The sequence below is a fragment of the Sphingosinicella sp. CPCC 101087 genome, assembly GCF_004151485.1.
Lineage (GTDB): Bacteria > Pseudomonadota > Alphaproteobacteria > Sphingomonadales > Sphingomonadaceae > Allosphingosinicella.
Genome location: NZ_SBFF01000004.1, coordinates 273,818 through 294,485 on the forward strand (window position 1 = coordinate 273,818; position 20,668 = coordinate 294,485).

Sequence of the window (20,668 nt, forward strand, 5' to 3'; positions counted from 1 at the left end):
CACCGAGGCGAAGTGTAAGCTGGACCGACACGGGCGGGAGTGTCGGCGAAATTGACAAATAAAGGGTGAAAGGGGCTGGCCCCGACTAGTGCCGGGTCCAGGCTTGTGAGCGACAGACGATCGCGACGCAGCCGGTCACCCGCAACGTACCGTCGGGATTCAGGCGCAGCCGGGCGCGATACGATCTGCCGGTCTTCGGATCATAGGCGCGGCCTTCGCCGCCGCCGCCCGGCGCAAAGCCGCTGAGGACGGCGACACCGACCAGCGGGCGGCGGCGAAGCGCTTCGTCCGGGTTGTTCGCGTCTTGGACAGGGGCGCCGCGGGCGAGCACGCGCACGACACGTCCGCAGGCGGTCTCTCCGCATCGTCCGATCCGGACGACGGCCGAGCGATCCGCGGTCACCCAGTCGCCGGCGAATCCCCGCGGGTGTCGAGAGGATAAGGGCGAGCGATGCGGCGAGCATGCCCCCGCATAGCCGGCCAGACGCACCGATGGCCACCCTTAGAGAGAGGGGACTATCGCGGCAGGGCCCGGCCCGGCTAGGCTGAAGCATGGGCCAAGCCGCAACCGCACGCATCATACCGGTCATCCTTTGCGGAGGCGCCGGGACGCGGCTGTGGCCCTTGTCGCGGCTCGACCGCCCCAAGCCTTTCGTTTCGATAGATGGCGGGGCGACTCTGTTCCAGGAGACCGCGCGCCGGGTTGGGGATCCTGCCCTGTTCGCGCCGCCGATCGTCGTCGTGGCCGAGGAGTTCGGTGGCACCGCCGCGGCCCAGCTCGAGGAAGCCGGCGTCGGCGGCGCCCGGCTGATCCTCGAGCCGGCGGCGCGGGGCACGGCGCCTGCGATCGGGACGGCGGCCCTGATGAGCGATCCGAACGACCTGCTGCTGGTGCTGCCGAGCGATCATGTCGTCAGGAACGTGACTGCCTTCTCCACCGCCGTCGGCGAGGCCGTGACGGCGGCGCGTTCGGGATGGCTGGTCACTTTCGGCGTGCAGCCGGAACGGCCGGAAACCGGCTACGGCTACATCCTGCGCGGCGAATCGGCAGCGCCGGGCGCATCCCGGGTCGAAAGCTTCGTCGAGAAGCCCGATGCGGCAACCGCCGCACTTTATCTCGCAGACGGACGCTATTTGTGGAACAGCGGCATCTTCCTGTTCGGCGCCGGGACGCTCATCGCGGCGCTGCGAGAGCATGCATCTTACATCTTGCCCGCGGCCGAGGCGGCGCTCGCGGCGGGGCGGTGGGAGGACGGGTCGATCCATCCAGAGCGCGGCCATTTCGCACGCTCGCCGTCGCAGTCGATCGACCATGCGGTCATGGAGAAGAGCGACAGGGTCGCGGTCGTACCGGTCGACATGGGCTGGTCCGACGTCGGCAGCTGGGAAGCGCTGCATGCCGCTGCCGAGCACGACGCACAGGGCAATGCACTGGCAGGCGACGTCGTGATGATCGACAGCCAGGGTTCGCTGGTCCGCTCGGAAGGACCGCTGGTGGTCGGCGTCGGAGTGCGGGATATGGTCATCGTCGCGACCGAGAGATCGGTGCTGATCGTGCCGCGCGGCGAGAGCCAACGCGTTAAGGAAGCGGTCGAGATCCTTGCCCGCAGAGGAATGGAGCCGCCGCAGGAGCTAGGGGGCGGTCGACGGACCGGCGACGGGCCGAAACCCTAGACCGCTTCCAATTCCAGGACGAAGGTGCGCAGCGCGCGGGCATCGTGCAGGGCGTTGTGGGGAACAGCGCTGTTGGCGGCGGTGCAGAAGCCAGGCGTGCTCAACAGCTCGAAGCGCAGGGCGCCAACGGGCGCCATTTCACCCGGCCCGGTGGTGATCAGCGCGCAGAAATGGCTGATATCGTCCGGCCAGTCGGCGACGATCACCGGATCGGGGTCTCCGGCCAGATAGTCGGCCAGGCGCTCGGCGGCCACCGCGCGCGAAAGGGGCTGATCGGCTCCCAGCGGCACGGTTCCAAGATAGGGAACGACATGCCGCTCGACCCAGGGATGCAGCGGATCGGGAAGCGGCAGGGTCGCGTAATATTCCTGGTCGCCGTGCTCGGGCGCCAGCGCGAGGCTGATCAGCGCGCCGCCAAATCCGTTGAACTCCGTGTCGAGAAAATAGCGCATTCGTCCGTGCTTCGTCCGTTTCCGTCTGCGGTCCGCTGAACCTGGCAAGTCGCTGGCCGCCCACGGGGCGGGCCGGGCACGGCTCTAGCAGTCAAATAGAAAAGGGGCGCCCGAAAAATGCTTCGGGCGCCCCCAATCTGTTCCAACTCAGGCGTTGGTGAGGTTGCAGGCGCTGGTCTTGCCGCGATCCTGCTGCAGATCGTAGCTGACGCGCTGGTCCTTCTGGAGCGTGCCCATGCCGGCCGCTTCCACGGCGGAGATGTGCACGAAGGCGTCCTTGCCGCCATCATCCGGCTGGATGAAGCCGTAGCCCTTGTCAGCGTTGAAGAATTTCACGGTTCCGATGGCCATGTTGCCATTCCTTCCTTTGGTTCGCGTACCGACCGTCGGTACGTCCGTGCTCGAGTAGCGAGAGAGAAGGAAAGAGGGGCCGCAAGGCGCCAAAGACCGTCAACTTGCGACTGTAGCCCCCCTGATATGGGCCATATCTGCCCCAAGCACAAGGCGGGGAGGCTGTCAGGCGGCGATGCGAGGCGGCTCCGCGGCGGACGAGCCGCCCCAAGCGCGCCCGAATGGCTTAGTGGCGAAAGTGACGCATGCCGGTGAAGATCATGGCCAAACCCGCTTCATCCGCTGCGGAAATGACTTCTTCGTCGCGAATCGAGCCGCCGGGCTGAATCACGGCGGTGGCGCCGGCCTCGGCGGCGGCGAGCAGACCGTCGGCAAAGGGGAAAAAGGCGTCCGAGGCGACGGCCGAGCCGATCGTCCGCGGCTCGGGCCACCCCGCTTTCTGGGCAGCGTCCTTCGCCTTCCAGGCAGCGATTCGGGCGGATTCGAGCCGGTTCATCTGACCGGCGCCAATGCCGGCAGTCGCGCCGCCTTTCGCATAGACGATCGCGTTCGACTTGACGTGCTTGGCGACGGTCCAGGCGAACAGGCAATCGGAAAGCTCCTGGTCGGTCGGTCGGCGCCGCGTCACGACCTTGAGATCGTCGCGCCCGACCCGGCCCGAATCGCGCGACTGGACCAGCCAACCGCCGGCAATGGTCTTCATGGTAAGGCCCGGCCGGGCCGGATCGGGCAATTCGCCAGTGAGGAGCAAGCGGAGATTCTTCTTCTCCGCGAAGACCGCACGCGCTTCCTCGTCGGCGTCCGGAGCGATGATCACTTCGGTGAAGATGCGAGTCATCGCTTCCGCGGACGCGCGATCGAGCGCACGATTGACCGCGATGATGCCGCCGAACGCCGAAACGCTATCGCAGGCGAATGCGGCCTCATAGGCGTCCGCCAGCGTGGCGGCGACGGCGACGCCGCAGGGATTGGCATGCTTGACGATGACACAGGCCGGATCGCCGTCGCGGAACTCGGAGACGAGCTCGATGGCCGCGTCGGCATCGTTGTAATTGTTGTAGCTCAAAGCCTTGCCCTGGACCTGCTCCGACTGAGCGATCCCGCGGCCATGCGGCCCCTGAGGCAGGTAAAGGGCGGCCTGCTGGTGCGGATTCTCGCCATAGCGCAGGTCAGCGCCGCGGCTCATCGCCAAGGTGAGGCTATCGGGAAAGGCGCTGCCCTGGTCGGCGAACGCGAACCATTGGGAAATAGCCGAATCATAAGCGGCGGTGGCGGCGAAGGCCTTGGCGGCGAGACGCCGGCGGAGATCGAGTGACGTCATGCCGCCGCTGGAATCGAGTTCGCCGATCAATGCCTCATAGTCGGCAGGGTCGGTGACGATGGCGACGTAAGCATGATTCTTCGCCGCCGAGCGAACCATCGAAGGGCCGCCGATATCGATATTCTCGATGATCTCTTCGCGACCGGCGCCGCGCCCCACGGTGGCCGCGAACGGGTAGAGATTGACGACGACCAGGTCGATGGCGCCAATGCCGTGGGCGATCATCGCCGCCTCATGTTCGGGGTCATCGCGGACCGCGAGCAGGCCCCCGTGGACTTTCGGATGAAGCGTCTTGACCCGCCCGTCCATCATCTCCGGAAATCCGGTGAGCTCGGAGACGTCGACAACGGCGAGACCGGCGTTGCGCAGCGTCCTCGCGGTGCCGCCCGTCGAGACAAGCTCGACGCCGTGACGGGCGAGTGCGACGCCGAGCTCGACAAGGCCGCTCTTGTCGGAGACGGAGAGCAAGGCGCGGGCGATCTTCACGTCGGTCATTTTCTTCCTTTCGAGCGGTGCCCCGCCTCAGCCTGACCCGCGGCATTTTTCAAGGGCTGAGTTGGCCGCCCGCAGGCGGCTCAGTCGGTCCGTTCCTCCGGCCGATCGTCCCGCGGCAGCCGCCATTCGACGCGAAGCCCCGGATCCGCGGACTCGAAGCGGAGGTGCGATCGGTGGTAGGCGGCGATCGCCTGGACGACGGACAGGCCCAGGCCGAGCCCCGGGACGCCTTCCACGGAAGGCGCTCGGAAGAAGCGCTCGGCCACCTTCTCGCGATGCTCCGGCGCGATGCCCGGTCCCGTATCGGAGATGGCGACGAGAATTTCGCCGGCGACGAGACCGACGCTAACCGCGACGAGGCCGCCGGCCGGCGTGTACTTGATCGCATTGTCGAGCAGATTGCTCACCGCCTGGAACAGGAGGTCGCGATCGCCTCGGGTCTCGAGACCGGGCGCGACGCTCGCCGTCAGCCGCTGACCTTTTGCCTCGGCCGCCGGCTGATAATAGTCGACGGCGTCCAGCATGAGCTCGGAAAGATCAACGCGCTCGAAGGCCGCGGCATGACGGGACGCCTCGATCCGGGAGATTCGCAGCAACGAATCGAAGATGGACTGGAGCCGGTCGGCTTCCTCGATCGCGCGGCGGAGCGGCTCGGCCCCGGCCTCCGGCTCGGCCTCGAGCTCGATGAGGCTCGCTTTCAGTCGGCTCAGCGGCGTGCGCAGCTCGTGGGCGACACTGTCCGACACGCGCCGCACCGCCTCGAGCGACGCCTCGATCCGGTCGAGCATCAGGTTGAGGGTCTCGGCGAGACGGTCGAAATCATCCCCGGCTCTGCCCCGTGGTATCCGTCCCGAAAGGTCGCCGGCGATCACGCGGCGCGCAGTGGCGGTCATGGCGTCGATGCGGCGCCCGATCGCCCGGCTCATCAGGGCGCCGCCCGCCAGAGTCAGCAAGGCCAGCGCCGGCAGCAGCCAGACCAGGGTTTCGCGTACGCCTTCCTCGAGCTCGTCCAGATCCTCTATGTCGCGACCGATCAGCAGCCGCGCCTCGCCCTCGAGCGGCAGGTCGAGCGCGAGGGCCTCATATTCGTCCTCGTCACCCTCGCGCGCGACGTCGGCTTCGATCCGCAACCAGCGCGTCGTGAAGGACCTCGGCCAACTCGGCAGGTTGCTCGTGACGACGCTCCCGTCCGGGCGAAGCAGGGCATGATAGGCCAGGCGCGGCGACGGATCGCCGGCGCGGCGCTCGAGCAGGGGCGCGAGCGCGTCCGCGCCGCCTCGACGGTAGACGGCCGACAGCGCCTCGCCTTCCTGCGCTAGCTGCTCGCGCACCTGGCCGAGCGGACGAGCGATCGCTGCCCAGAAATAGAGACCGCCGAGCAGGGAAACCGATACAGTGAACAGGCCCGCATAGATCAATGCGAGCCGGAAGGAGAGGCTGCCGAACAATTTCATCCGGACCGCCGAATCGTGTAGCCCGCGCCGCGGACCGTCTCGACCAGCGAAGTTTCGAAGCCGCGGTCAAGCTTCTGGCGCAGGCGGCTGACATGCTGGTCGATGATGTTGGTCTGCGGGTCGAAGTGATAGTCCCAGACATGTTCGAGCAGCATCGAACGGGTCACGATCCGGCCGGCGTTACGGGCGAGAAATTCGAGGATCCGGAATTCCCGGTTCGTCAGTTCGATCCTCCTGCCGGCGCGCGAGACGGTCCGCCCCACCACGTCAAGATCGAGACCCGCGATGCTGATCCGCGCGGGTTCGTCGGGCGCGGGGCGGCGGCGGCCGAGCACCTCGGCCCGCGCGAGCAGCTCCGACAAAGCGAACGGCTTTGGAAGATAGTCGTCACCGCCGGCGCGGAGCCCCTTGACCCTTTCATCGAGGTCGCCGAGCGCGCTCAGGATGAGGACGGGGGTCAGGTCGCCAGTAGCGCGTATCGTCTGAAGGATTTTCAATCCGTCGACGCTCGGAAGCATGCGATCAAGGATGATCAGGTCGTAGCTTTCCAGCGAGGCCTGCAGCAGCCCGTCTTTCCCGTCCGAGCGGTGGTCGACGAGATGCCCCTCCTCGCGCAACGCCTTCGTAATGAAGGCGGCGAGACGCGCATCGTCTTCGATCAGCAGGACGTGCATGGACCGCTTCTGGCAGTCGGCTCGACGGAGTTGAAGGCCGGCCGGCGAAACATGGTCGTTTTCAAATGTTGCCGCAATCGGAGGCAAAGGTCCCGCGGATATTGCGGCGGCATGTGGCGGAAGCGCACGAAAGCCGAATCGACCGGTGCCGAGAGCGACGCCTGCGCCTGCTTTGCAGCAACGATATCCCTGCTCTTGTGGGCAACCCGAAACGCGCGGGGCGAGTCGCGGCGCCGCCTGACGGCGCTTCGCCCGTCGGACCGCATCGCACGAGGAGGATGCGCATGAGAATGGTCGCAACGGCCGCCTTCATTTGGGTCGGACTGGTCGCCGCGGCACCGGCCCAGGGCGACCGGCCGCCGGATGCACGCGAACGCGTCGCCATCGAGCGCGTGCTGCGCGCCCAGGGATTTGTAAGCTGGGAGGAGATCGAGCTGGACGACGACGGGCCGCGCTGGGAGGTGGATGATGCCCGCGACTCCTCCGGACGACGTCATGACGTCAAACTGGATCCGAGGACGTTGCGCATCGTCCGCCGCGAACGAGACCATTGATGCTTCGGCGCGGGAGGAGGGCGTGCAACTGATCTGCGGCCTATTCGGCCATCATCCCGCCCCTGGGATCATCCGCAGGGCCGGCACGCAACTTCGAAGCTGCGTGCTTTGCCACAAGCTCCTGGTTCGGACCGTCGACGGAAGCTGGAAACCCGCGGAGGAGGAAGGCGCGGCAGGTGAGTGCTGCCCCGAGCCACCGTCGAATGGTTGAGCCCGGCCCAGCGAGCCCGGCGATCATCGTGCCCGCTTGAGCTCCCAGGAGATGGTCATCCCTTCGGGCGGCGTCTGGCCGCCGATCACCAGCTGCAAAGTCGCGCGCGGCCGCGCATGGCCGTCGACCCACAGGCTGTCCTCCGTCGACAGCAGGCCGCCGCGGCAGCGGAACTGCCAAACGCCTCCGCCGCGAATGCGGAGCAGCGCGCCTTGACCGTCGGCAGTCGTGGTCGCCTCCACCGACGGGGCCAGATGGAAGCGCACGGCGAACGGAATATTCTGACTCCGCCTGCGCCGGCGCGCTGCGCCGTACAGACGATCCTCGCCGGTGAGTTGGAGGCCGTCCGACGAGAGGAGCAGTCGCCGCTCATGGATTAGACCGAAGCGCCGCATATAGCCGTCGTGGCTGGCCTCGACGCGAAGAATGCCTCCCGTTTCATCGCGCGACATCTCCACCTCGGCGACTCCCTTGCCGAGCGAGCCGTCCTCATGGATCGCGGTCGAGTTACGGTCGCCCAAGGTCAAGGTGGAATGGGCGGCTGTGGTCCTGAGCGCGTGGACCAGCGAGTCGGGAAGGGCTCCCTTGGCTTCTCCCACTCCGCCGCAATTGACGATAAGCCGGTTGGCGCCGTCGCTGAACTCGAAGGCGAGCGTCGAGGCGCAACCGCCGATCAGCGCACGCGGCGGAGGCGGCGGAGCGGCATCGAACACCAGTATGCTCGCCTTGGCCTGCAGGCGCTGATAGCCCCAGCCGCGCGGCCGCCGAAGCGGCGGGACGTCCGCGCCGGAAGCGTCCACCGCGGCCAGAACGCGGCGCCGGCTTGCCATATGCCCGCCCTGCCAGCTGGATAACGCTTCGTCGCCGAGCGTCGCGGCGAGCAGGGCCGCCGCGGCGGAGACCAGCGTTTCGGACAGCCATTCCGGCACGTCGCGCCGACCGGCGATGTAGACCGCCCGAAGCTGGGCCAGGGTCTCGACCAAGGCGAGCTGCTCGGTCGGAGATCGGCTCGCCAATCCACCATCGTCATGGACCGAAGTCGACAATGCGCGCATCAGCCCCGCTTCGCCCGTGCGGAGGCGGGCCGGGCCTCCCTGCACGACCAGAGCCGCTGTAATCACCCCGCTCCAGGCCATGATCCGCGGCAGTCCAGGCAGCACCTTGTCGGCGGTGCGGTCGAGATGGCGGGCACCGCGGGCGAGGGCATGGAGGAGCCGAGAGCGATAAACGAGATCGCGGCTCGACAGGATGTAGGGTGCATAAGCGGTCCAGAAGAGGATCCGCCGCCCCCATAGGTCCGCCCGCCAAGCCGGCTCGCATACCTCCTCGTCGAAGGCTGCGAGCCATTTGCGGACGAGTCCTTCGGCGACCTTGGCGCCGCGCTCGCGCGAGGCGGCCGCTGCGAGGTCGCGCAACCAGGCGAAGCTCTGGAGATAGAGGCTGAAGTCCTGGGGAAGGCCGAGCGTGGAGAAGTCCAGCCGCTCGATCGAAATTTCAGTCCCATTGTGAAGGAAGCGCCCGTCCAGCAGGGCCTCGCCGGCGGCTCGGTCGCCAGCGACCGGGTCCTTCGGCACCGCCAGCAGCCTCAGCGGCACTCGTCCCCGCAACCGCAATTTGTGCAGCGGCGTCCGCCACGCGAGACGATGGAGACGGTAGTTGAGCCGCTCGAACAGGGATAGCCCGCGATCGTCGCCGACTCGGATCAACCGCTTGCCCGGCGCGATCTCCTGCTCCTCGGCTTCGGCTTCCACCTGCTCGAACAGGCTCACCCCCTCAGCGCCCGAATATTGTCTGCATAAGCGGACGGGCCGCCGCGAAACGTGGCGGTGCCGGCGACGAGCGCGTCGGCCCCGGCATCGATGATCCTTCGGCAGTTGGATCGGTCGACGCCGCCGTCCACTTCAAGGTCGATCGACTTTCCAAGCTGGTCGATCCGCTTGCGTATCGCCTCGACCTTGCGAAGCTGGCTTTCGATGAAGCTCTGGCCGCCGAACCCGGGATTGACGCTCATCACCAGGACGAGATCGACCTCCTCGAGGATATAGTCGAGCGTCTTGGCCGGCGTCGCGGGATTGAGCGAGACGCCGGCCTTGCGGCCGAGCCCCTTGATCGCCTGAACGGTGCGGTGAAGGTGCGGGCCGGCCTCCGGATGAACCGTGATGATGTCGGCGCCCGCCTCGGCGAAGGCTTCCAAATAGAGATCCACGGGCGAGATCATCAGATGGACGTCGAAAGGCTTGGCCGTGTGGGGACGAAGCGCCTTCACGACCGCAGGGCCGATGGTGATGTTCGGCACGAAATGACCATCCATCACATCGATGTGGATCCAGTCGGCGCCGGCCTCGTCGATCGCCCTGACCTCCTCGCCGAGGCGAGCGAAATCGGCGGAAAGGATCGAAGGAGATATACGGACGGGCTGCTGCACGCGCGAATCCTATCATCGCCCCGACTCGGGGGGCAAGGAAGCCGCGCTACTTATCCCCCGCTATTTGCGAACGAAGCGGGTAATGTAGAAGCTGTCGGCGCCGCCCTGGTCGAGCCAGGCGCCGGGGAGGATGCGCCGGACTTCCTCGCGGTGGAAGCCCGCTTCGCTCGCAAGGAAGGAATCGGCGACCATCTCGCCTTCCTCCGGCTCGAGCGAGCAGACCGAATAAACGAGCGTCCCGCCCGGCTTCAGCCAGCTCGCGGCGCGGGCGAGCATCGCCTTCTGCGCCTCGGCCAGGCCGCCGATGGCGCTCGGCCGGACTCGATGGAGGACGTCGGGATGGCGGCGGAAGATTCCCGTCGCGGAGCAGGGCGCGTCGAGGAGGATTGCGTCAACGGGTTCGGACGGTTGCCACGACATGACGTCGGCCGCGACGATCTCGGCTTCGAGCCTGGTGCGGGCGAGGTTCTCGCAAAGTCGCGCGAGGCGACTTTCGGAAATGTCGACCGCCGTCACTCGCCATCCCGCTGAGGCGAGCTGCATCGTCTTGCCGCCCGGCGCGGCGCACAGGTCCAGCGCCGTCCGTCCGTCACCTGGCCCGAGCAACCCGGCCGGTATAGACGCGGAGATGTCCTGGACCCACCAGCGGCCCTCGCCATAGCCGGCCAGGCCGGCGACGGCGCTTCCTCGAGGCAGGCGCAAATGCCCGGGCACGAGACTGACTCCGTCCAGGCCGGCGGGCGCAGGATCGTCGGCGAAAATGAGGTCGAGGGGCGGCGGGACCGCGATCAGCCGGGCGGCGGCGTCGACAACCTCCGGGCCCCAAGCCTTGCGCCAGCGCTCCGCTACGGGTGCCGGAAGCGCTGGGACGTCGGGCAGCGACCAGCCCTTGCGCAACACCGTGCCGAACACGCCGTGCAGGAGACGGCGCGGGCCACCCTCGACGAGGGGCAAGGCGGTCGCGATGGCCGCATGGGGCGGCGTTCCGAGCACCAGCGCCTGGACCAGCGCAATTCGCAGCGCGGAGCGGGCCTTGGCATCCCCGGGTAGGCGGCGGCTGGTGGCCCGATCGATCAGGGCGTCAAGATCCGGAAGGCGGCGCAACGCCTCCGCCGCGATGGCGTGGGCAAGCGCGCGGTCCTCGGCCTTGGCGAGCTGACGTCCCGCCGATTCGAGCACCGATTCGAGGGGCAGGCCCTTGCGCAGTACGCCGTCGAGCAGGTGCAGCGCGAGGCGGCGGGCTGCGAGGCCAGGAGGATCGTCGACGGGCAAGTTCCGGGTCAGGCCGCGGCCCGGCGCGCGATCATCGGCTCAGTTCCGGCGCAGCGGATCGAGGGCGCTGGAGCCGCGGCGGCTGCGCGGCACCGCCGTGGCCGCGCCGACAGGCCTTTCGACCAGCGGGGGCGGCGAATGAAGGCCGGACTCGCCGGCCATCGCCTCGAGCGCGGCGATCCGGTTCTCGGTCGCAGGATGCGTCGAGAATAAGCTGTCGCCGCGGCTGAGGCCGGGGACGATGTAGAGGGAGGCGGCCGCGGGATTGCGAGCCGCCACCGGATTAGGGACGCGGGCGGCGCCGGCGGCCAGCTTGGCGAGCGCCGAGGCGAGATGGCGCGGATTGCCGTGGATTTCGGCGCCCGCGCGATCGGCGCCATATTCGCGAGTACGACTGATAGCCAGCTGGACGATCATGGCCGCAAACGGCGCGACGATGACCGCGAGCAACATGGCGAGCATGTTTCCGCGATTGTCGCCGCCGCGGAAGAACAGGCCGAAATTGGCGAGCATCGAGATCGCGCCGGCAATGGTCGCCGTCATGGTCATAATCAAGGTGTCGCGATTCTTCACGTGCGCCAGCTCGTGCGCCATCACCGCCGCGACCTCCTCGCGGGTCAGGATAGCGAGCAGGCCGGTGGTCGCGGCCACCGCGGCATTTTCCGGATTGCGGCCGGTGGCGAAGGCGTTGGGGTGGGGCGAATCCACCAGGTAGACGCGCGGCATCGGCAGGCCGGCACGGGTCGCCAGTCCTTTGACGATGCCGTAGAGCTGGGGCGCCGAGGCCGCATCGACCTCTTTCGCATCGTGCATGCGCAGGACGATCTTGTCGGCATTCCAGTAGGTGAAGAAATTCATGCCCGCAGCAACCAGCAAGGCGATCATTGCGCCGCCGGTGCCGCCGAGGGTGTAGCCCAGCGCCATGAACAAGGCGGTTAGTGCCGCCAGCAGCATCATCGTCTTGAAGCGGTTCATCTTGCCTCGTCAGCCTCCACGACCGAAATGTGGGTTCTGACCCGCCCTTATTCAAATGGAATCGATCATGTCCGGAACCCGCCCGCCCCACGTCAAGCCGCCCTCTCATTTGTCGAAGAGTCCGCCGGTGCCGGAACCCGAGCCGGCGATACCGGCGGAGGAGCAGGGCGGGCCGAAAGGCAAGGAGCCCACCCGCTATGGCGACTGGGAGAATAAGGGGATCTGCTGGGACTTCTGAGCCCCTTACACGCCCTCCGGCCTGAGCGGACGGGAGAGAAGTCCCTCGACCACCTCGTCGACCGAGGCGAGGCCGGCGAGAAGGGCGCAGACCGCGGCGACTATCGGCATGTCGACCCCGAGCGAGTCGGCGACCCGCATGAGCACCGGCGCGGTGAAGGCGCCTTCGGCGACGGTCCGCCGGTCCGCGAGCAGATCGGCGGGACGCCCACCCTCGCCGATCCCCTTGCCGAGACTGAAATTGCGCGAACTGACCGACGAGCAGGTGAGGACGAGATCGCCCAGGCCTGCGAGTCCGGCCAGCGTCTCGGCACGAGCGCCCTTGGCGAGGCCGAACCGGGTCATCTCGGCAAATCCGCGCGAGATCATTGCGGCGCGGGCGTTGAGGCCGAGCCTCTTCCCTTCGACCACGCCGCAGGCAATGGCGAGCACGTTCTTGACCGCGCCGCCGACCTCGGCACCGGCGACGTCGTCGGAACAATAAGGCCGAAAATGAGGGCGGGCGATTCTCGCCGCCAATGTCTCGCCCAGCGCAGGATCGTCGGCCGCCAGCGTGACCGCGGTCGGAAGGCCCGCCGCGACTTCGTGCGCGAAGGTCGGCCCTGAGAGGATGGCAAGCGGCGAGCCGGGCTGCACGGCTCTGGCGACCTCGTGCATGAGCAGGCCCGTGCCCTCTTCGATTCCCTTGGCGCAGAGGACGAGCGGCCGGCCGGCAGCGGGCAGCCCAGCGACTGTGGCGCGAAGATGCTGGGCCGGCGTGACGATCAGGAACGCGTCGCGGTCGGCGAGGTCGGCGAGGTCGGCGGTGGCGCGGATCGTCGGCGCCAGTGTCACTCCGTTCAGGAAGAGCCTGTTCTCACGGTCCCGATTGATCGTTTCGACAACCTCCGGCTCGCGCGCCCAGATCGTCACCGACTGACCGCCCGACGCAGCGACCTGGGCGAGCGCCGTGCCCCAGGCGCCGGCGCCGACGATGCCGATCCTCATGCCTTCACACCGGCGCCGCGAGCGGCCTCGGCGCCTGGGTCGAGCGGCCAGCGGGCGCGGGCCGGGGCATCGAGGGGGTCGGTCATCCCGGCCTCGTAGCGAAGCGCGCCGGCCCAGGCGATCATCGCCGCATTGTCGGTGCACAGCCACAGTGGCGGGGCGGCGAAGGGAAGCCCCCGTTCGTCGGCGAGGCCGGTCAAGGCCGTGCGGATCGCCCGATTGGCGGCGACTCCCCCCGCTACCACCAGGGCGGTCGGTCGATCCACGCCTGATGCGGTATCGATAGCGCGAGCGGTGCGGTCGATGAGGCAGTCGACCACCGCCTGCTGGAACGAAGCGGCGATGTCGGCAGCGCGATAGCGTCCCGATTCGCGGGCCCGCAGGACGGCGCTCTTCAGGCCGGCGAAAGAGAAATGGGGCTCTTCCGACCCGACCAGCGGCCGCGGCAGCGGCACGGCCGCCTTGTCGCCGGCCTCGGCCGCCGCCTCCACGGCGGGACCGCCTGGATAGCCGAGCCCGAGCAGCTTGGCGGTCTTGTCGAATGCCTCTCCGGCCGCATCGTCGATCGTGGTGGCGAGGCGCCGGTAGCGCCCGACGCCGCGAACCAGCAGGAGCTGGCAATGGCCGCCGGAAGCGAGCAGCAGCAGATAGGGAAAAGCGAGATCGGGATCGGTCAGCATCGGCGACAAAGCGTGAGCCTCGAGATGATTGATCGCGATCAGCGGCCTACCGCTGGCCAGTGCAAGCCCCTTGGCCGTGACCAGGCCGACCATGACGCCGCCGATCAAGCCCGGACCGGCGGTTGCAGCGACGGCATCGACCGAGTGGAGCGGAACGCCGGACTCCTCCAGCACCTCCTGGACGAGCCGCGGCAAGATTTCGACATGGGCTCGGGCGGCGATCTCGGGCACGACGCCACCGAAGGGTCGATGCGCCGCCTCCTGGCCGGCGAGCCGATGGGCGAGAATGCGCCTGTCGCCGGCGACCAGGGCCGCCGCCGTCTCGTCACAGCTCGATTCGATGCCGAGTATCAGGGTCATGCCGCTCTCCTGCCATTCCGTTCGGCGATGGGCCAGCCCCCGGCATTTCGGAGCACGAGGCTTCCGCAGCGATCGATCAGGCACTAGCAAGCGCCGGATGGATCGCCCCCTTCGCATCGGCACCCGCGGCTCGCCGCTCGCGCTCGCCCAAGCCCATATGGTGGCGAACGCGCTGCGTGCCCACCATGGCTGGCCGGAAGAAGCGGTGGAGATCGTCCCGATCACCACCAGCGGCGACCGGATCCAGGACCGACCGCTTGCCGAGGTGGGCGGCAAAGCGTTGTGGACGAAGGAACTGGACCGCTGCCTGCTCGACGGCCGCACCGACCTGTCGGTTCATTCGATGAAGGACGTCGAGACGGTGCGGCCCGAGATGCTGACGATCCCCGCAATGCTCCCGCGCGCCGATCCGCGCGACCGCCTGGTCGGCGCGGATAGCGTCGCGGCCCTGCCGCACGGAGCGCGGGTGGGAACGTCTTCGCCGCGGCGGAGCGCTCAATTGCTGGCGCGCCGGCCGGACCTCAGGATCGTGACGATGCGCGGCAACGTGCAGACACGGCTGGCCAAGCTGGAGCGGGGCGAGGCCGACGCCACCTTGCTCGCCGCGGCCGGTCTGGAGCGGGTCGGCCTGAGCGAAGTCGGCACGGTGCTCGACGACATGATTCCGGCGCCGTCGCAAGGTGCGATCGGAATCGAAGTGCTCGCGCAGGCTGAAGGCATATCCAAGCTGGTCCGACCGATCGACCATGCGCAAACCCACCGTTGCATCGACGCCGAGCGGGCCTTCCTCGCGGCGGTCGGCGGCGACTGCCGATCGGCCGTGGCGGCCCATGCGCGCTGCATCGGCGGCGGAATCCGGCTTCGCGCCGAAATCCTCCTCCCCGATGGATCGGAGGTACGTGGCGGCGAGGGCGAAGACCCGGCGGCCCTGGCGCGCAAGCTGCTCTCCGACGCCAGTCCCGGCCTGAGGGCGCTGTTCGCCGGGTGAGCCGCGAGCTCCTCATCATCCGACCGCAGCCGGGCGCGTCGCAAACCGCGGAGCGGGCACGGACGCTGGGGCTCGTCCCCATCGTGGCGCCTTTGTTCGCGTTCCGGCCGATCGCCTGGCAACCGCCGGACCCCGCCTCTTTCGACGCGATGATGCTGACCAGCGCCAATGCAGTCCGCCACGGCGGCGACGCCTTGGCGGCATATGTCGACTTGCCTTGCTACGCCGTGGGCGAAGCAACCGCCAAAGCGGCGCGGGCGGCGGGCTTCGAAAATGTCCACACCGGGCCGGCCGACGCCGCTGCTTTACTCGATCTCATGGCGGCAAACGGGGTGACCACGGCCCTCCACCTCGCCGGGCTCGATCGGCTCGAGCTCGCCCATCCCGCCCTGCGCGTCCATGCGGTCGCGATCTATTCCGCCGACGCGCTGGACGGACTGTCCGCCGCTGCAGAGGCGGCGTTGGCGCGCGGCGCCCTCGTCCTCATCCACTCGCCGCGCGCGGCTGCCCTCCTTTCGACACTGGTCGGCCGGCTGCGCGCACGGACGAGGATCGCCGCGATCAGCGCCGATGCGGCCGAAGCGGCGGGGCCGGGGTGGGCTGCGGTCTCGATCGCCCACCGGCCCCGCGACGAAGCGTTGCTGGAGCTTGCCGCAAAGCTGTGCCAGAACGGCGGCGAATGATCCGCAACGACGAACCTTCGGACATCCAAACCACGCCTCCGCGGCGGCGGACCCTGATTATCTACGTGCTGCTCGCGGCAGGCTTCTTCCTGCTCGGACTTGCCGCCATGGGCTGGACCCTGTCGCGTTGGGATAGTGGTGCGCGGATGCTCGGCATCGTGCCGGAGCCGGCGCAGGCGCCGCCGACGACAATCGAACCGGCGCCGACCGATCCCGCCGCCGAACCGGCGGGGGACAGCCCGGAGGGAGATTCGGCCCTGCCGGAGCGCATCGTCATCGACCCCGAAATCACCCGCCGTGTCGCGGCGCTCGAACGGCGCATCGCCCTCGTGGACACCCAGTCGCGCGCCGCCGTCGGCAATGCCGATCGTGCGGAAGGGCTGCTCGTCGCCTTCGCCGCCCGGCGTGCGCTCGATCGGGGCGTCGCTCTCGGCTTCCTCGAGGCCCTGCTTCGCCAGCGGTTCGGCGACACGCAGCCGCAGGCCGTCGGCACGATCATCACCGCGGCGCGCGAGCCGGTGACCCTTCAGGAGCTGCAGGACGAATTGCAGCAAGTCTCGCCGCAACTCGTCGGGGCGGGGCCGGAGCAGAGCTGGTGGGATGCACTGCGCGCCGAGCTCGGGAGCCTGATCACTGTCCGGCGTGAGGATTCGCCGTCCACGGAGCCGTCCGAGCGGTTACGCCGCGCCACCCGCCGGCTGGAAGCTGGGCAGGTCGATGTCGCCCTGGCGGAAGTGCTTCGCCTTCCCGGTCGCGAGCATGCCGGGGACTGGATCGCCAAGGCGCGTCGCTACGTCGCCGCCCGGCGCGCGCTCGATACGGTCGAAACCGCAGCCCTGCTCGAGCCGCGCGCGGCACGGCAGGCCGTTCCGACCCCAGCGCCGGCGCCGACGCCGGTCGGTCCCGCACCTGGCGCGGCGGAAGATGAGCCAGACAGCGCGGCGCCCGCGACGGAGTCGATGCCCTAGATCTCGATAAGGGCGTAGGGCCGCGAGAATTCGGCTTCGGCGACCATTTTCGCGCAGTTGTAGACGGGAATGCCACGCGCGGTGCGGCCGCGGTAGCTGCCGCGATGGGCGTGACCGTGAACGACCGCGGAGACATGATCGAAGCGGTCGATCGCGTCGGCGAGGCGCGAGCAGCCCAGGAAGGGAAAGATTTCGAGCGGCTCTCCCTCGACCGTATCGACAACCGGCGCATAGTGCAGCACCGCAACGCTGCGATCTGTCTTGAGAGAGCGCAATGCATTTTCGAGCTTGCGCGCCTCGTCGAGCGCGGCATCGACGAAAGTCTTGATCGCCGGCTCGCCGAACGCGCCGAGCTCGCCGCGTCCGAAACCCCCAAGGAAGCCTTTGACCCCGGCGAAGCCGACGCCTTCTATGATCACCGCCTGTTCGCCGAGCAGCGTCATGCCGGCGCCATGGAGGATCTTGGCCACCTCGTCGGGCTGGCCACATTCGTAATCGTGGTTTCCGAGCACCCCGACGATCGGGATGGTGCATCCGCGCATGTCTTCGGCGAGGATCTCCGCCTCGCGGATCTTGCCGAAGTTGGTGAGGTCGCCGCACAGGGCCAAGACGTCCGCCACCTCCGAAATCTCGACGAACATGTCCCGGTAGCGATGCTCGGTCGCCTCCGTGACGTGCAGATCGCCGATCGCGGCCAGCGTGATCGGCTTCGCGGCGGGGACGGCTTCACTCGTGTCGTTCATGCTTCTCTTCGATTCCCTTGCCGACCACGTCGGCAAAGCCCCATTCGGCAATGTCGACAACATAGTCGCGCGGCGACAGTAGTCGGCCGCGGCAGATCTTCATCTGCGCCGGCGGCATCTGCGCCTGGGCGCTGAGCCGCTCCATCAGCTCGTCGAACAGCCAGCGCGGAATGCACTCGCGCTGGGTGGGATAGATAAAGCGGAAGTTCAGCACGTGGATGAGCAGCACCTCCCAATAGAGCTCCATCGCGTTCAGGAGCCGATGCCAATCTATCTCCTCATGCTTCTTGAGGATGACGTGCGCGACGTCGGCGCCGTCATAGCGGTAGCGATCCTGGAGGAAGAGCTTGGACAGAATGAACTCGGTCGGGGGCGTAATGCGGACGGTCGTGCCGTAGACCTCGACCTCATACACTTCACGGAACCATTCGTCCGTGATCGGGATGCTCGCGGTCGAGATGTTGTAGATGACGTCGAAGAAGTGGTTCTCCTTCCACACCTTGCCGATCCAGCGCTCGTCCTCGATCTCGATCCGGTGGCCCAGATTCTTGAAGAAACTCAGGATTTTGGGCGCATCACTCGGCTTGCAGAAGATGTCGAGGTCCTTGGTCGGGCGCGTGATGCCGGTGTAGCAGGACAAGGCGTAGGTGCCAGACAGCAGAAAGGGGAAATCGGTTTGCCCGAGCAAGCGCAGACACTCAACGTAGAAGTCGACCGCCTCCGGCGGAGGCTCGAACACGGAGGCATCGAGGGTCTCGAGTTGCACGCTCATGGAGCGGTGAGAACGGCGAGGGCATGCGAAGCGTTCCGCCTGCGTGACAAGATGCCGGGGATTGGCCGCCGCAGCCCTTCCTGGCCCCAGGTAAGCCGCGGCCTGGAGACGGCTGACGCCGACTGGCGCCGCTGGCCAAGGGCTTGCGCCGGCGGTCGCGGCAGCATTCCTGGATTATGCCGACTCTCGCGCTGGCAATTCGCAGGCGAGCCGCATCGCCCGGTCATTCGGCACGCTCGCGAGCCGGGGCCCGCAACCGATCAGGCCGCGCGCTTCGCCTTCTGGCCCTGGATGATGGTCAGCGCGAAGCGGTCCCAGTCGGCGAGGCCCCAGCGCCCCGGCTCCTCGCGCGCCACGATCCGATCGGGTTCGGGCTCCTGCGCGAGGTCCAATTCCTCCACGGGCAAGTGGCTGCGCTGGGCAACGGAATAGAAGACGCGGACGAGCGGACGGGTGAGCCGATCGCGACGCTGGGCGACGACGCAGCCAAGCCGTCGAGATTCCAGACGCACCAGGCTGCCGACCGGATAGATGCCGATGCTCTTGATGAATGTGGTGAGCAGGCCCTCGTCGAACTGGCCCTTGACCCGGTACATTTCGGCGACGGCTTCGGCCGGACCAAATGCGGGTCGGTGCGGACGCTCCGAGGCGAGCGCATCGTAGGTATCGCAGATCGCGGCCATGCGCGCGAAGAGGCTGATATCATCGCCCTTCAGCCCGTGAGGATAGCCGCTGCCGTCATAACGTTCATGATGGTGGAGGCAGACATCGGCCACGATGCTCGACAGCTCTCCAGCGGACTTGACGGCTTCGGCGCCGAGCTGCGGATGGCGCTGCATCTGCGCCCGCTCCTCGGGCGAGTAGAGTCCCGGCTTGCCGAGCAGCGCGGGCGGAAGAAGGCCCTTCCCGACATCCATGAACAAACCGGCGGTGCCCGCCTGCGCCACATATTCGGCGGGCAAGTGGAGCTGGCGCGCGAGATTGATCATCAGCGCGCTGACCGCAACCGAATGCATGTACGTATATTCGTCGAGCGTCCGTACGCGGCTGAGGGTGATGAGCGCGTCGGGGTTGCGCTCCACCGATTCGGCAATGCCGCTGATCAGCGGCGCCGCATCCTCGACGGCCGAGGCGTTGCCGCGGCGGATTTGCGCGAACAGCTCGCCCACGGCGGCCTTGCAGTCTTCGACGACCGCCTGGGCGGCACGATATTCATCGACACGCGGCACGCGGCGCCGCCGCGGCTCGGCAGCCGCGGGTGCGGAGAGCTGCGGGTCCCCCGGCGCAAGCTCCTCGAAAAGGCTCGACCGGCGCGCGGGCTCCTGGGGCGCGAGATGGGCGACGGCCGGTGCGAGGCTCTTCGCTTCGTCGACCAGGATTGTGTCGATTCCGCTGCCTTGAAGCGCGCGAAGATCCTCCTCCTCGGTGAGCAGGAATTTCGTGCGCCAGAATGGATGATCGAACCAGGAGCCTTCCAGCGACTGGATGTACATGCCCAGCCGCAGATCCTCCTTCCTGACCCGCAACATGCCCCCATTCTCTCCCCTATTGCCCCCGGCGTGAGTGACGCAGGAAGGTTGGGAAACCCTTAAGGCCATCACCGTGATGCGCCCTGAGCGCGAGAGGACCGCGCGAGGTCTCGGCGCCTTTCACACCTGGGCTCGGGCAGGATCACCAGCCGTATCAATCATTTGATGTCAAAGTTGGAATGCCCGATCGGCTGTATCGGCACGCGCGCGCGACCACTCAGATGCGTGACATGACATGTGCGTTTTGACGGATTATGGGCTCCCCAAGAGCCCGGTTCCTGCTAGGGGAAGTCGAGCGGCGCGGCGCAGTAAATCGGTCTCGGTTGAGCGCCAATGCCGGCAGGCCTGGCAGGTAATAAGGGTGATGAAAGGCTCCGAATTACATGAACGACAGAAGCGCCTACGATCCTAGCAATCCTGACTTCCGGCTCGAGAACTCGCCCTTCTACCTGATGGCGCATGCGGACTTCAAATACCACGAAGATATGGACAAGGTGCTTCACAAGCACGGTGTCTCGAAACCCATCTATCGAATCTTGACGGTCCTGCGCGAGCGCCAGCCCGCCAGCATTGGCGCCCTTGCCGAAGCGGCATTGACCAAGCGGACGACTGTCAGCCGGATAATCGACAGGATGATCGAACAAGGTCTCGTAACGACGGCCCCCAACCCGGAAGATAATCGCATTACGGAGGTGATGCTGACTTCCGCCGGGCAGCAGAAGCTACGCAAGCTCACGCCTATCGTCGGCCGCCAGTTCGTGCGGGCGATGGAAGGGGTGAGTGACCGCGACATCGCGCATCTCCTGCGCACCTTGCACAAGATCAGCCAGAATCTCAGCAAGCTGCCGATCGAATAGGCCGCG

Annotated in this window: 22 protein-coding genes; 7 read left to right on the forward strand and 15 right to left on the reverse strand. The window is 67.6% G+C overall.

Going from position 1 to position 20,668, the window contains the following annotated elements; translation table 11 throughout:
- Nucleotides 1-85 precede the first annotated feature (85 nt).
- Nucleotides 86-403 carry a DUF2147 domain-containing protein gene (locus tag EKM57_RS08565; RefSeq protein ID WP_243450954.1) on the reverse strand — a complete coding sequence of 106 codons (318 nt, stop codon included), beginning with the start codon at nucleotides 401-403 and terminating at the stop codon, nucleotides 86-88.
- 149 nt (nucleotides 404-552) lie between these two features.
- On the opposite strand from EKM57_RS08565, the gene EKM57_RS08570 reads away from it, so the two are divergent.
- A complete protein-coding gene (locus EKM57_RS08570) occupies nucleotides 553-1,674 on the forward strand; it encodes a mannose-1-phosphate guanylyltransferase/mannose-6-phosphate isomerase (RefSeq protein WP_129792066.1) in 1,122 nt (373 codons plus the stop codon).
- On the opposite strand, the gene EKM57_RS08575 is transcribed toward EKM57_RS08570, so the two are convergent.
- The 5 genes from EKM57_RS08575 to EKM57_RS08595 all read right to left on the reverse strand — a co-directional run bounded on the left by EKM57_RS08575 (nucleotide 1,671) and on the right by EKM57_RS08595 (nucleotide 6,421).
- Complete coding sequence (locus EKM57_RS08575; protein WP_129792067.1) at nucleotides 1,671-2,126, reverse strand: hypothetical protein; 456 nt, start codon at nucleotides 2,124-2,126, stop codon at nucleotides 1,671-1,673. The two genes, EKM57_RS08570 and EKM57_RS08575, sit on opposite strands and share 4 nt — an antisense overlap.
- A gap of 147 nt (nucleotides 2,127-2,273) precedes the next feature.
- Nucleotides 2,274-2,477 carry a cold-shock protein gene (locus tag EKM57_RS08580; RefSeq protein WP_129792068.1) on the reverse strand — a complete coding sequence of 68 codons (204 nt, stop codon included), beginning with the start codon at nucleotides 2,475-2,477 and terminating at the stop codon, nucleotides 2,274-2,276.
- A 226-nt stretch (nucleotides 2,478-2,703) separates the two neighbouring features.
- Nucleotides 2,704-4,293: a bifunctional phosphoribosylaminoimidazolecarboxamide formyltransferase/IMP cyclohydrolase gene (gene purH, locus EKM57_RS08585; RefSeq protein WP_129792069.1), complete on the reverse strand. Its 1,590-nt coding sequence runs from the start codon at nucleotides 4,291-4,293 to the stop codon at nucleotides 2,704-2,706.
- Nucleotides 4,294-4,373: 80 nt separating this feature from the next.
- Complete coding sequence (locus EKM57_RS08590; protein WP_129792070.1) at nucleotides 4,374-5,747, reverse strand: HAMP domain-containing sensor histidine kinase; 1,374 nt, start codon at nucleotides 5,745-5,747, stop codon at nucleotides 4,374-4,376.
- Entirely contained in the window at nucleotides 5,744-6,421 is a 678-nt protein-coding gene (locus EKM57_RS08595; protein WP_129792071.1) for a response regulator transcription factor, read from the reverse strand. The genes EKM57_RS08590 and EKM57_RS08595 overlap by 4 nt, the downstream gene beginning before the upstream one ends.
- Nucleotides 6,422-6,705: 284 nt before the next feature.
- Here EKM57_RS08595 and EKM57_RS08600 point away from each other — a divergent pair, with 284 nt between their 5' ends.
- On the forward strand, nucleotides 6,706-6,975 hold the full coding sequence (locus tag EKM57_RS08600; protein WP_206185353.1) for a PepSY domain-containing protein: 270 nt from the start codon (nucleotides 6,706-6,708) through the stop codon (nucleotides 6,973-6,975).
- A gap of 234 nt (nucleotides 6,976-7,209) precedes the next feature.
- Here the strand turns inward: EKM57_RS08600 and EKM57_RS08605 are convergent, their stop codons facing one another.
- Genes EKM57_RS08605 through htpX form a run of 4 tightly spaced genes read right to left on the reverse strand, consistent with a single transcriptional unit; the run spans nucleotide 7,210 to nucleotide 11,858 of the window.
- The gene (locus EKM57_RS08605) at nucleotides 7,210-8,955 is read right to left on the reverse strand and encodes a heparinase II/III family protein (protein WP_129792073.1); all 1,746 of its coding nucleotides are present in this window, start codon (nucleotides 8,953-8,955) and stop codon (nucleotides 7,210-7,212) included.
- Complete coding sequence (gene rpe, locus EKM57_RS08610; protein WP_129792074.1) at nucleotides 8,952-9,611, reverse strand: ribulose-phosphate 3-epimerase; 660 nt, start codon at nucleotides 9,609-9,611, stop codon at nucleotides 8,952-8,954. The genes EKM57_RS08605 and rpe overlap by 4 nt, the downstream gene beginning before the upstream one ends.
- 60 nt (nucleotides 9,612-9,671) lie before the next feature.
- Nucleotides 9,672-10,883 carry an RsmB/NOP family class I SAM-dependent RNA methyltransferase gene (locus tag EKM57_RS08615; protein ID WP_129792075.1) on the reverse strand — a complete coding sequence of 404 codons (1,212 nt, stop codon included), beginning with the start codon at nucleotides 10,881-10,883 and terminating at the stop codon, nucleotides 9,672-9,674.
- 39 nt (nucleotides 10,884-10,922) lie between these two features.
- On the reverse strand, nucleotides 10,923-11,858 hold the full coding sequence (gene htpX, locus EKM57_RS08620) for a zinc metalloprotease HtpX (RefSeq protein ID WP_129792076.1): 936 nt from the start codon (nucleotides 11,856-11,858) through the stop codon (nucleotides 10,923-10,925).
- 67 nt (nucleotides 11,859-11,925) lie between these two features.
- Here htpX and EKM57_RS08625 point away from each other — a divergent pair, with 67 nt between their 5' ends.
- The gene (locus EKM57_RS08625) at nucleotides 11,926-12,096 is read left to right on the forward strand and encodes a DUF1674 domain-containing protein (protein WP_129792077.1); all 171 of its coding nucleotides are present in this window, start codon (nucleotides 11,926-11,928) and stop codon (nucleotides 12,094-12,096) included.
- A gap of 5 nt (nucleotides 12,097-12,101) precedes the next feature.
- Here the strand turns inward: EKM57_RS08625 and EKM57_RS08630 are convergent, their stop codons facing one another.
- The gene (locus EKM57_RS08630) at nucleotides 12,102-13,082 is read right to left on the reverse strand and encodes an NAD(P)H-dependent glycerol-3-phosphate dehydrogenase (protein WP_129792078.1); all 981 of its coding nucleotides are present in this window, start codon (nucleotides 13,080-13,082) and stop codon (nucleotides 12,102-12,104) included.
- The gene (gene tsaD, locus EKM57_RS08635; RefSeq protein WP_129792079.1) at nucleotides 13,079-14,122 is read right to left on the reverse strand and encodes a tRNA (adenosine(37)-N6)-threonylcarbamoyltransferase complex transferase subunit TsaD; all 1,044 of its coding nucleotides are present in this window, start codon (nucleotides 14,120-14,122) and stop codon (nucleotides 13,079-13,081) included. The genes EKM57_RS08630 and tsaD overlap by 4 nt, the downstream gene beginning before the upstream one ends.
- Before the next feature lie 97 nt (nucleotides 14,123-14,219).
- Between tsaD and hemC the strand changes: the two genes are divergently transcribed.
- From hemC to EKM57_RS08650, 3 genes are read left to right on the forward strand one after another with little or no spacing between them, the layout of a single operon-like run.
- Nucleotides 14,220-15,110, forward strand: a complete 891-nt coding sequence (gene hemC, locus EKM57_RS08640; protein WP_129792080.1) for a hydroxymethylbilane synthase — start codon at nucleotides 14,220-14,222, stop codon at nucleotides 15,108-15,110.
- Nucleotides 15,107-15,793 (forward strand): uroporphyrinogen-III synthase, encoded by a 687-nt coding sequence (locus EKM57_RS08645; protein WP_129792081.1) that lies wholly within the window; start codon nucleotides 15,107-15,109, stop codon nucleotides 15,791-15,793. The genes hemC and EKM57_RS08645 overlap by 4 nt, the downstream gene beginning before the upstream one ends.
- Complete coding sequence (locus EKM57_RS08650) at nucleotides 15,790-16,761, forward strand: hypothetical protein (RefSeq protein WP_129792082.1); 972 nt, start codon at nucleotides 15,790-15,792, stop codon at nucleotides 16,759-16,761. The genes EKM57_RS08645 and EKM57_RS08650 overlap by 4 nt, the downstream gene beginning before the upstream one ends.
- Here the strand turns inward: EKM57_RS08650 and EKM57_RS08655 are convergent.
- The 3 genes from EKM57_RS08655 to EKM57_RS08665 form a co-directional block, all read right to left on the reverse strand.
- Complete coding sequence (locus EKM57_RS08655) at nucleotides 16,758-17,504, reverse strand: metallophosphoesterase (RefSeq protein WP_129792083.1); 747 nt, start codon at nucleotides 17,502-17,504, stop codon at nucleotides 16,758-16,760. The two genes, EKM57_RS08650 and EKM57_RS08655, sit on opposite strands and share 4 nt — an antisense overlap.
- A complete protein-coding gene (locus tag EKM57_RS08660; protein WP_129792084.1) occupies nucleotides 17,488-18,276 on the reverse strand; it encodes a nucleotidyltransferase family protein in 789 nt (262 codons plus the stop codon). Before EKM57_RS08660 ends, EKM57_RS08655 begins: the two co-directional genes overlap by 17 nt.
- A gap of 260 nt (nucleotides 18,277-18,536) precedes the next feature.
- Entirely contained in the window at nucleotides 18,537-19,805 is a 1,269-nt protein-coding gene (locus EKM57_RS08665; protein WP_165357286.1) for an HD-GYP domain-containing protein, read from the reverse strand.
- Nucleotides 19,806-20,188: 383 nt separating this feature from the next.
- Here EKM57_RS08665 and EKM57_RS08670 point away from each other — a divergent pair, with 383 nt between their 5' ends.
- The gene (locus tag EKM57_RS08670) at nucleotides 20,189-20,662 is read left to right on the forward strand and encodes a MarR family winged helix-turn-helix transcriptional regulator (RefSeq protein ID WP_129792086.1); all 474 of its coding nucleotides are present in this window, start codon (nucleotides 20,189-20,191) and stop codon (nucleotides 20,660-20,662) included.
- Nucleotides 20,663-20,668: the final 6 nt, after the last annotated feature.

Bases quoted from the DNA above. Each gene is read 5' to 3' on its own strand.
- hemC (WP_129792080.1), top strand. From the start codon at position 14,220: ATGGATCGCCCCCTTCGCATCGGCACCCGCGGCTCGCCGCTCGCGCTC.
- EKM57_RS08600 (WP_206185353.1), top strand. From the start codon at position 6,706: ATGAGAATGGTCGCAACGGCCGCCTTCATTTGGGTCGGACTGGTCGCC.
- EKM57_RS08650 (WP_129792082.1), top strand. From the start codon at position 15,790: ATGATCCGCAACGACGAACCTTCGGACATCCAAACCACGCCTCCGCGG.
- EKM57_RS08580 (WP_129792068.1), bottom strand. From the start codon at position 2,477: ATGGCCATCGGAACCGTGAAATTCTTCAACGCTGACAAGGGCTACGGC.
- EKM57_RS08590 (WP_129792070.1), bottom strand. From the start codon at position 5,747: ATGAAATTGTTCGGCAGCCTCTCCTTCCGGCTCGCATTGATCTATGCG.
- EKM57_RS08570 (WP_129792066.1), top strand. From the start codon at position 553: ATGGGCCAAGCCGCAACCGCACGCATCATACCGGTCATCCTTTGCGGA.
- EKM57_RS08625 (WP_129792077.1), top strand. From the start codon at position 11,926: ATGTCCGGAACCCGCCCGCCCCACGTCAAGCCGCCCTCTCATTTGTCG.
- EKM57_RS08660 (WP_129792084.1), bottom strand. From the start codon at position 18,276: ATGAGCGTGCAACTCGAGACCCTCGATGCCTCCGTGTTCGAGCCTCCG.
- EKM57_RS08670 (WP_129792086.1), top strand. From the start codon at position 20,189: ATGAACGACAGAAGCGCCTACGATCCTAGCAATCCTGACTTCCGGCTC.
- purH (WP_129792069.1), bottom strand. From the start codon at position 4,293: ATGACCGACGTGAAGATCGCCCGCGCCTTGCTCTCCGTCTCCGACAAG.
- EKM57_RS08575 (WP_129792067.1), bottom strand. From the start codon at position 2,126: ATGCGCTATTTTCTCGACACGGAGTTCAACGGATTTGGCGGCGCGCTG.
- EKM57_RS08655 (WP_129792083.1), bottom strand. From the start codon at position 17,504: ATGAACGACACGAGTGAAGCCGTCCCCGCCGCGAAGCCGATCACGCTG.
- EKM57_RS08665 (WP_165357286.1), bottom strand. From the start codon at position 19,805: ATGTTGCGGGTCAGGAAGGAGGATCTGCGGCTGGGCATGTACATCCAG.
- htpX (WP_129792076.1), bottom strand. From the start codon at position 11,858: ATGAACCGCTTCAAGACGATGATGCTGCTGGCGGCACTAACCGCCTTG.
- tsaD (WP_129792079.1), bottom strand. From the start codon at position 14,122: ATGACCCTGATACTCGGCATCGAATCGAGCTGTGACGAGACGGCGGCG.
- EKM57_RS08630 (WP_129792078.1), bottom strand. From the start codon at position 13,082: ATGAGGATCGGCATCGTCGGCGCCGGCGCCTGGGGCACGGCGCTCGCC.
- EKM57_RS08595 (WP_129792071.1), bottom strand. From the start codon at position 6,421: ATGCACGTCCTGCTGATCGAAGACGATGCGCGTCTCGCCGCCTTCATT.